The 8895-nt window shown below is 71.1% G+C and carries 8 protein-coding genes; 6 read left to right on the top strand and 2 right to left on the bottom strand.

Going from position 1 to position 8895, the window contains the following annotated elements; all coding sequences use genetic code 11:
• The 6 genes from D0Z08_RS31405 to D0Z08_RS31430 all read left to right on the top strand — a co-directional run.
• Positions 1 to 1484, top strand: a 1484-nt coding sequence (locus D0Z08_RS31405; protein WP_342772402.1) for a lysine N(6)-hydroxylase/L-ornithine N(5)-oxygenase family protein, incomplete at its 5' end; no start/stop codon positions are given.
• Positions 1481 to 3757 (top strand): GNAT family N-acetyltransferase, encoded by a 2277-nt coding sequence (locus D0Z08_RS31410; protein WP_118929225.1) that lies wholly within the window; start codon positions 1481 to 1483, stop codon positions 3755 to 3757. The genes D0Z08_RS31405 and D0Z08_RS31410, both read left to right, overlap by 4 nt.
• Positions 3754 to 4269 carry a GNAT family N-acetyltransferase gene (locus D0Z08_RS31415; RefSeq protein ID WP_118929226.1) on the top strand — a complete coding sequence of 172 codons (516 nt, stop codon included), beginning with the start codon at positions 3754 to 3756 and terminating at the stop codon, positions 4267 to 4269. Before D0Z08_RS31410 ends, D0Z08_RS31415 begins: the two co-directional genes overlap by 4 nt.
• 59 nt (positions 4270 to 4328) lie before the next feature.
• Entirely contained in the window at positions 4329 to 4832 is a 504-nt protein-coding gene (locus D0Z08_RS31420) for a hypothetical protein (RefSeq protein WP_182481614.1), read from the top strand.
• A gap of 204 nt (positions 4833 to 5036) precedes the next feature.
• Complete coding sequence (locus D0Z08_RS31425; protein ID WP_118929228.1) at positions 5037 to 6434, top strand: HNH endonuclease signature motif containing protein; 1398 nt, start codon at positions 5037 to 5039, stop codon at positions 6432 to 6434.
• Positions 6435 to 6514: 80 nt separating this feature from the next.
• Positions 6515 to 7057 (top strand): GNAT family N-acetyltransferase, encoded by a 543-nt coding sequence (locus tag D0Z08_RS31430; protein ID WP_118929229.1) that lies wholly within the window; start codon positions 6515 to 6517, stop codon positions 7055 to 7057.
• Positions 7058 to 7080: 23 nt separating this feature from the next.
• On the opposite strand, the gene D0Z08_RS31435 is transcribed toward D0Z08_RS31430, so the two are convergent.
• A complete protein-coding gene (locus D0Z08_RS31435) occupies positions 7081 to 8019 on the bottom strand; it encodes an MBL fold metallo-hydrolase (RefSeq protein WP_118929230.1) in 939 nt (312 codons plus the stop codon).
• A gap of 9 nt (positions 8020 to 8028) precedes the next feature.
• Positions 8029 to 8760, bottom strand: a complete 732-nt coding sequence (locus D0Z08_RS31440; protein ID WP_182481615.1) for an alpha/beta fold hydrolase — start codon at positions 8758 to 8760, stop codon at positions 8029 to 8031.
• Positions 8761 to 8895: the final 135 nt, after the last annotated feature.

The following is an 8895-nucleotide window of genomic DNA, read 5'->3' on the forward strand; positions in this document are numbered from 1 at the left end:
CGGGCCCTGCAGAACTCATCGTGGACCTCAAGGGGTCGAGCGAGCAGGGCAGTGACCCGACGGCACCTGGGGTGCATCAGCGGCCCGTCCAGGACCGCCGACGCGAGGAAGGTAGTCCAGTGAGCAAGGTCCACGACTTCGTCGCCGTCGGCCTCGGCCCGTTCAACCTCGGCCTGGCCTGCCTGACCGATCCGCTGCGCGAGTCGGACGGCTTCTCCGGTGTCTTCCTGGAGGCGCGGGACCGCTTCGACTGGCACCCCGGGATGCTCCTGGACGACGCCACGCTGCAGGTGCCGTTCCTCGCGGACCTGGTGACGATGGCGGACCCGACCTCGCGCTGGTCCTTCCTCAACTACCTCAAGCAGCAGGGCCACCTCTACCCGTTCTACATCCGGGAGAGCTTCTACCCGCTGCGCCGGGAGTACGACGACTACTGCCGCTGGGCGGCCGAGCGGCTCGACACCGTCCGGTTCGGGCAGCGGGTCACCGCGGTCGAGCACGACGGGCGGACGTACCAAACCCTCACCTCGACGGGGGAGACCCTCCGCAGCAAGCGGCTCGTGCTGGGGATCGGTACGTCGCCACGCATTCCCGTCGCACTCCAGTCGTTGGTCGAGGAGGTCGCGCAGCGACCGTCACGAGACCTCGAGGCCCCGGCCGTCACCCACTCCGCCGACTACCTCACGCACAAGACCGCCCTGCAGCAACAACCGACGATCACGATCGTGGGGAGCGGCCAGAGCGCGGCCGAGATCTACTACGACCTGCTGACCGAGGCGCCGGGCCACGGCTACGACCTGGTGTGGCTGACCCGCAGCCCGCGGTTCTTCCCGATGGAGTACACCAAGCTCACCCTCGAGATGACGTCGCCGGAGTACGGCTCCTACCACCGCGCCCTGCCCGTCGAGACCCGCGACCGGCTGGCCCGCGAGCAGCGGCACCTGTTCAAGGGGATCAGCGGCGACCTGGTCGACGCGATCTTCGACCTGCACTACCAGCAGCGGGCCGTGGGCGACGGTCCCCGCACGACGCTGCTCACCAACACCGAGGTCCGCGGGGCCCGCAGCACCGAGGCCGGCCACCAGCTCGACCTCCTGCACGTCGAGACCGGCGAGGAGTTCGGCCTGACGACCGGGGGCTTGGTGCTCGCCACGGGCTACACCGCGACGGCACCGGACTTCCTCGACGGCGTCCGCGACCGGATCCGGTTCGACGAGCGGGGCCGGTACGACGTCGCCGGCGATTACTCCGTCGACGTTAACGGCGGCGAGATCTTCGTCCAGAACGCCGAGGAGCACACCCACTCGCTGCTCGCACCGGACCTCGGCATGGGCTCCTACCGCAACTCGGTGATCATCGCCGCGATGCTCGGCCGCGAGGTCTACCCCGTCGAGAAGCGGATCGCCGTGCAGACGTTCGGCGTGCCCGACCACCTGCGTCGCTCGCCCGCCCCGCACGCCGAGCTTGTCGAGGCGAAGCGATGAGACTGACGATCGAGCCGCTCGACCTCGAGCGCGACCTCACCCTCCTGCACGCGTGGGTCACCCACCCGCGCTCGGTCTTCTGGATGATGCAGGACGCGACCCTCGACGACGTCCGTCGCGAGTACGACGGCATCGTTGCCGACCCGCACCACCACGCCTTCCTGGGGCGGGCCGACGGTCGACCCGCGTTCCTCGTCGAGATCTACGACCCGGCGTACTCACTCCTCGCGGGCCTGCCCGAGCTCCGGCCGGGCGACCTCGGCATGCACGTGCTCGTCGCGCCGCCCGACGGCGAGCCCGTCCCCGGCTTCACCTCCCAGGTGTTCGCCGCCGTGATGGAGCACTGCTTCGCCGACCCGGCCGTCGAGCGGGTCGTGGTCGAGCCCGACGCGCGCAACGACGCCATCCGGCAGAAGAACGTCGATGCCGGCTTCGTCGAGCTGCGCGAGATCCCGCTGCCGGGGAAGACCGCGATGCTCTCGGTCTGCACGCGCTACGCCTACGAGGCGGCGTGCGGCACCGATCGCATCGCCGGCGACGGCACTGCCCACCTGACGCCCGCCCTGATGGACCGCGCGCACCGGCACCTGGTGGCCAAGGCGATTGGCGAGTACGCCCACGAGCGGCTGCTGGCGCCCGAGCCCGACGGCAGCCGGCCCGGTTGGTGGACGCTGACGGCGGGGACGTCGACGTACTCCTTCAGCGCGCGGGTGCACGCGCTCGAGCACTGGGTGGTCGACCCGGCCTCGATCGAGCCGGCACCCGACGCGCAGGCGTTCGTCGCCGAGCTCGCGCCGACGCTGGGGATCCCCGACCAGCTGCTGCCGACGTACCTCGAGGAGATCGCCTCGACGCTGGCCGCGGCGGCGTGGAAGCTGCGGCACCGCCGGGTCCCGGTGGCCGAGCTGGTGGATGCGGACTACCAGGCGATCGAGGCGGCGATGACCGAGGGCCACCCGGCCTTCGTCGCCAACAACGGACGGATCGGGTTCGGGCTCGACGACTACACGGCGTACGCGCCGGAGACAGGGGAGCCGGTCCGACTGCACTGGCTGGCTGCCCGTCGTGCCGTCACCCGGCTGACCCTGGGTGACGGGCAGACCGAGGAGACGCTGTACGACGGCGAGCTCGCTCCCGCGACCCGGGATCGCTTCGCCGCTCGGCTCCGCGGGCTCGGACTCGATCCGGTCGACTACCTCTTGCTCCCGGTGCACCCGTGGCAGTGGGTCAACAAGCTCGCGGTGACGTTCGCGCCCGACGTGGCCCGCCGCGACCTGGTGCACCTCGGTGCGGGCGACGACGATCACCGGCCGCAGCAGTCGATCCGGACCTTCTTCAACCTGAGCCGGCCGGAGCGGCACTATGTGAAGACCGCGCTGGCGATCCAGAACATGGGGTTCCTGCGGGGCCTGTCGCCCGCCTACATGGAGGCGACCCCGGCGATCAACGACTGGGTGTCGGCGACGGTGGCGGCCGATGCGGAGCTGCAGGCGACCGGGTTCACGGTGCTGCGCGAGCTCGCCGCCATCGGCTACACGGGCGATGCGTTCCACCAGCACGCGGGCCCGTCGCCGTACCGGAAGATGATCGCGGCGCTGTGGCGCGAGAGCCCGATGCCCTCGCTGGATGCGGGCGAGCGGCCGATGACGATGGCCGCGCTGCTGCACCGCGACGCCGACGGCGATGCGCTGGTGACTGCGCTGATCAAGGCGTCGCCGGTCGATGCGGCGACCTGGGTGCGGAGCTACCTGCTCGCCTACCTGCGGCCGCTGGTGCACTGCCTCTACGCCTACGACCTCGCCTTCATGCCGCACGGCGAGAACCTGGTGCTGGTGCTGCGCGACCACGTGCCGGTGCGAGCGCTGATGAAGGACATCGGCGAGGAGGTCGCGGTGATGGGGTCGCTCCCGCTGCCGGCCGAGGTGGAGCGGATCCGGGGTGAGTTCCCCGACGACGTGAAGGCGCTGGCGATCCACACCGACGTGTTCGACGGGGTGCTGCGGTTCGTCGGCGCGATCCTCGCCGAGGACGGGGTGCTGGACGAGGAGGAGTTCTGGGCGCTGGTGCGGGCGACGATCGAGGAACACAGTGCGGACCATCCCGAGCTCGCGAGTGCCGCCGCGCACTACGACCTGCTGCGGGCCACGTTCCGGCACAGCTGTCTCAACCGGCTGCAGCTGCGCAACACGCTGCAGATGGTGGACCTGACCGACCAGGCGGAGTCACTCATGTTCGCGGGCACTCTCGCCAACCCCGCGGCCCCGGTCGCATGAGCGCCTCGCTGCGGCCGGTCGACCCCGCCACCGATGCCGCGATGCTGCACGGGTGGGTCACCGAGGAGCGAGCGGTGTTCTGGGGGATGACGGACTGCGACGAGGCGCGGGTCCGGGAGATCTACGAGTACATCGACGAGCAGGAGCACCTTGCGGCGTACCTCTTCGTGGTCGACGGCACTCCGGTCGGGATCCTGCAGACCTACGACCCCGAGGTCGACGAGATCGGCGAGTGGTACGACCGGCAGTCGGGCGACGTCGGCGTCCACCTGCTGCTGGCGGCGGTGCCGGAGCGCGCCGGGCGGACCGCCGAGGTGGTCGCCGCCGGGCTGGCGTTCGTCTTCGGGCTGCCGGGCTGCACGCGGATCGTCCTCGAGCCCGACGCGCGCAACGCCCCGTCGCTCGCGCTGATGGAGCGGATCGGCGCGGTACGCGGTCCGCTCGTCGACATGAGGACGAGCATCATGGAGAAGCCGGCCCAGTTCTACTTCCTGGAGCGGGACGAGAAGTAACCGAAAGGATGAATCACGCGGGGGCCTCCCGGACTCCTCCTCCTGTCCTGTCTTCCGACATGAAGGAGCCCCTCGTGGCCATCAACCGCACCCTCCTGTCCATCATCGCCCGCCTCAACCCGCGGGCGATCGACGGGCTGATCCCGCATGGCCCGGTCCTGTCGAGCAACCTCGACCTGGTTGCGCTCAACCCGCAGCCGCTGCCCCCGATCGACGAGGGCATCCGGTTCGGCCGGTCGCTGGTCCACCTCGCGTTCGTCGCCGACAAGCTCGGCCAGGAGGTCGCACCGATCGCCCGCTGGTCCGAGGGCGAGGGTCTCGACCCGCTCGGCGAGCCCAACCCGGTGCTCGCCGCGCTGATCGCCGAGTGGGTCAAGGCCGGCAAGCCGTTCCCCGAGCCCGAGCCGCAGCCGGACTGGAGGAACGAGGTGCTCGCCGGCATCGCCCTCGGCATCGCGTCCGCCGGTGCCGTCGCCGACTCGAACGCCTTCCTCCGGGACGCCTTCGAGACCGCGGTCACCGGCGTCGGCGACGCCCGCGACGTCCGTCGTACGGCGGCCTGACCCCCCACCCCACCCCAGCCGGTCGAGGGCCCGAGCCCTCGGCCGGCTGGCGGGATCTCTGGCCGGCGGATCGACGAGCCTTTCGAAGGGGCGCGGTGGCGCGAAGCCCACCTTTCGTCCACAGGCCAGGAAGTGTGAATCGTCAGTCCACAGGCGGGTTCCGCGCGTTTCGATGTGTCGGTGGTCGGGTGTTGAATGTTCAGTATGGATCTCGGGACCGCGCCCCTCTTCGACCTCTCCGCCACGCCGGCGGACGTGGCCGTCGAAGGTGTCCCGGTGACGCGTTCGCGGGAGCTATTGGCCGGGATCCGTGACGACCAGACCGCGATCACCGAACACGAGATCTCCAAGATCCGTCGGATCGCCGAGTGGGCGGGCGAGCATGTCGTCGCCGAGGGGGCGGAGGCTTCGACGGTCACCGAGCGGGGTCTGGACACCGGGCTTCCGGTCGCCGGACCCGGTGCCCCGTTGATCAGTGACTTCGCGGTGATGGAGCTCTCCGCCCTCGTCGGTCGGTCGTTGGACTCCGGCCGCTCCTACGTCGGGCATGTGGTGGAGCTGGCCTACCGGCTCCCCAAGACCTGGGGCAGGGTGCTCGAGGGCCGGGTTCCGGTGTGGAAGGCATTGCGGTTCGCGGAGTCCACCCGCACCCTGCCCGCCGATGCCGCGGGGTTCGTGGACCGGCAGCTCGCACCCATCGCCCACGGGGTTTCCTGGGCGCAGATCGACCGGCTGGTCGAGGAAGCCCTGGTCCGCTACGACCCGCAAGCGGCCGAGGAGAAGCGCACGGCGGCGCAGGAGGCCCGGCGGGTCGACATCGATCTCGACCGGGTCGGGTTCGACGGCACCGCGGAGGTCACCGCGACCCTCGACGTCGCCGATGCCCTGGACCTCGAGACCGCGGTCGCCCGCCGGGCGAAGCTGCTGGGCCAGCTCGGCTGTGAGGAGTCGTTGGACGTGCGCCGGTCGGTCGCGCTCGGGGAGATCGCCCGCCAGGACCTCGCCCTCGACCTCCAGGTCGTCGACCCCGACACCGGGGAGATCACCCGCACCGTCCCCGGCCGCAGGGTCGAGCTGATCGTCCACCTCAACGGCGCCAGCGGCCACACGGCCGACGGCGCGGTCGGACGGTTCGCCAACACCCGCACCCCGATCTCACCGGAGCAGGTCAAGGAGTGGATGGGCACCCCGGGCACCAGCGTGCTGGTGCGGCCCGTGATCGACCTCAACGGCCACCAGCCCGTGGACTCCTACGAGATCCCCGACCGGATCCGCCGCCAGGTCACCCTGGCCGACCACCACTGCACCTACCCCTTCTGCACCAGACCAGCCGAACGCTGCGACATCGACCACAACGTGCCCCACGCCCAGGGCGGACCGACGTGTCGGTGCAACCTGAACCCGAAGTGCCGAGGCCACCACCGGTACAAGACCTCAGGACTCGCGACCTGCCGGGTCCTCTCACCCGGCACCTACCTGTGGACCCTGCCCAGCGGCCTGTACCTGGTCGACCCCACCGGCACCTACGACCTCACCCCCCGACCCGGCACCACCCAGCCGTCCCAGCCGCCGGCCGACCCGGCCGACCCACCCGACGAGTAGCCACCGAGCCCCGACACCCCGCCACTGAGCTGCACCGGCGGGGATATCGGCATGCTCGCGCCCGGTGGCACGATGCCGATATGCCTGCGTGGCCCGTGTTGGACACCTTGGAGACCGATCGCCTGATCCTTCGGCGTCGGCGGGTCGAGGAGGCGGACGTCTACCGTCGGCTGTGGACGGAGCGGGATCCCCGGGTGCCGGCGCACCGCCGGATCGATGCCGCCGGGCGGCCGACGGTGGAGGACATCGCCGATTGGATCCGCAGTGAGCGTGAGGATCCGCGGCCGGGTGTGTTGGCGGTGGAGCGGAAGTGCGCGGGCGATGTCATCGGGTACTGCGGGCTGGTCTTTCACGGGAACGGCGTGCCCGACGAGCCCGAGCTGGCCTTCGAGCTGCTGCGTCGGGCGCAGGGGTTCGGCTATGCAACCGAGGCGGGTGGAGCCGTGGTCGCCTGGGCGACCGCGGCGGGATGCGAGCGGCTGTGGGCAACCGTCTGGGCTTGGAACGTCGCCTCCCGCCGCGTCCTGGAGAAGCTCGGGTTCCATGAGACGGGCCAGGTCGAGGTCGACGCCACTCATGGCGACAACCTGCTGACTGTCCGTTCGGTGACCAGCCCAGCCTGACAGGCGAACCTCGGACCGGTGGCTCAGCTCACTCCCACCCACGGATCCTCCCGCTCCCACACCGTGGGGAAGTGCAGGCTGACCCCGTCCTCCTCCGCCAGCGGCACCAGGACCCGCATCGTGGCGTCGAGGTCGTCGCCGAGGTAGGGCAGCGCGCGCAGCGGCCGGTCGAGCGGGCGGAAGAAGTCGTCCCAGTGGATGAGGACGACGCGGCGGGCGCCGACGGCCCGCACGGTGTGCTCCCAGTAGGCGCGGATGTAGGTCTCGTCCTGCTTGCCGAGCTGGCCGATCCCCAGGTACGCCACCTCGGCCTGGCGTCCGGCGAGGGCGCCCTCGACGTACCCGGCGCTGCCCTGGATGAGCAGCCTTCGGCTGCTCGCATGCTCGACGAAGATGCTCCAGGCCTCGCCGCACTTGTAGGCGGCGGCCTTGACCGGAGGTACGACGGGCTCGGTGATCTCGCCCGGGAAGCGATCGGGCGGGCAGTGCTCGGACCCGATGAACGTCAGCGAGAAGCCGCCGACCTCGAGCTCGTCGCCGTCCGCGACCGTCCGGAGCTGGTCGTCCGGCAGCCCGCCGCCGCGGCCGATGTTCGTCGTCGACTCGCCGCCGACGAGCAGCGCCCCCGCCAGGTCCGCGACGACGGCCGCGTCCAGGGTGTGGTCGTAGTGGCTGTGCACGGGCGCGACGGCTCGCACCCGGGCCGCGCCGGCGCGCGCCAGGCAGGCGCCGATCCGCACCGGATCGGGGGCGATCCGTCGCAGCCCGACCGACAGCAGCCCGGGCCGGGAGAAGAACCCGTCCGTCAGCACCTGGGTCTCCCCGTCGTCGAGGAGCAGCGTCGCCACCCCGAGGAACGTCACCGACATCGAGTCCTCGGCGACCGGGACGTCGAACCGGTCGGCGTACGGGTCCAGGCTCGGCCGACCGAGCTGCGCTCGTCGAAGGGCAGGCAAGCGCATGCGGTGACGTTACTTCAGCAGCGCCACGACCGCAGCCGGGTCCTCGAGGTGCGGGTTGTGGCCGAGCCCGTCCATCGCGACGACGTCGACCCCGAGCTCTCCGTAGTTCGCCGGCCGGACGAACTGGTCCTCCGACCCGAGGCCGAGCGTGACCGGGCACGACACCTCAGCGAGGAGCGCCGGCATGTCCGGTACGCCGAAGTCGAACGTGCCCATGTCCTGCGCGATCCGCCAGCCGTCCTCGACCTGCACGATGCCGGCCTCGTGCCCGGGATCCTCCGGATCGGCGAGCCCGTGCAGCCCGGAGGCCTTCAGGTAGCGCTCGACCGCCTCCTCGCGGCTCGCGAAGACCCGGGCCGGCTTCAACGACTGCGCCCGCATCCCCTCGACCTGGTCGGCGGGCCACCAGGTCTTGATCGAGAAGCCCACGACCCGCCGTACTCGCGGATGGAAGCCGGCCATCGCCAGCGCCACCATGCCGCCCATCGAGTGCCCGAGGAGCACCAGGTCGCGGTCGTCGGGCAGCGCCTCGGCGACCAGCTTCGCCTGCGCGTCGAAGGAGTACGACGACGCGCGCGGCGAGCGCCCGTGGCCGGGGAGGTCGGGCGTCGACCAGCCGCCCGGCCAGGCCTCGGGCAGCAGCGCCTCGACGCCGCGCCACACCTCCGCCGTACCGCCGAGCCCGTGCAGCAGGACCAGGAGCGTGCCGTCGTCGTGGCCTCCGGTTCGGTTCCAGATCACGGCCAGAGGCTAGACGGTATGACGTGACGCCGTCGCTTTTGACGGGGTTGCGGGCCGGGGCCTCACTCACAAGATTCGTGGGTTACCGAGCAGGGGCTGCCTGCTCGGCCTATCCGACAATTGTGGGAGGCCCCG

It is taken from the genome of Nocardioides immobilis (genome assembly GCF_003515065.1).
Taxonomy (GTDB): Bacteria; Actinomycetota; Actinomycetes; order Propionibacteriales; family Nocardioidaceae; genus Nocardioides; species Nocardioides immobilis.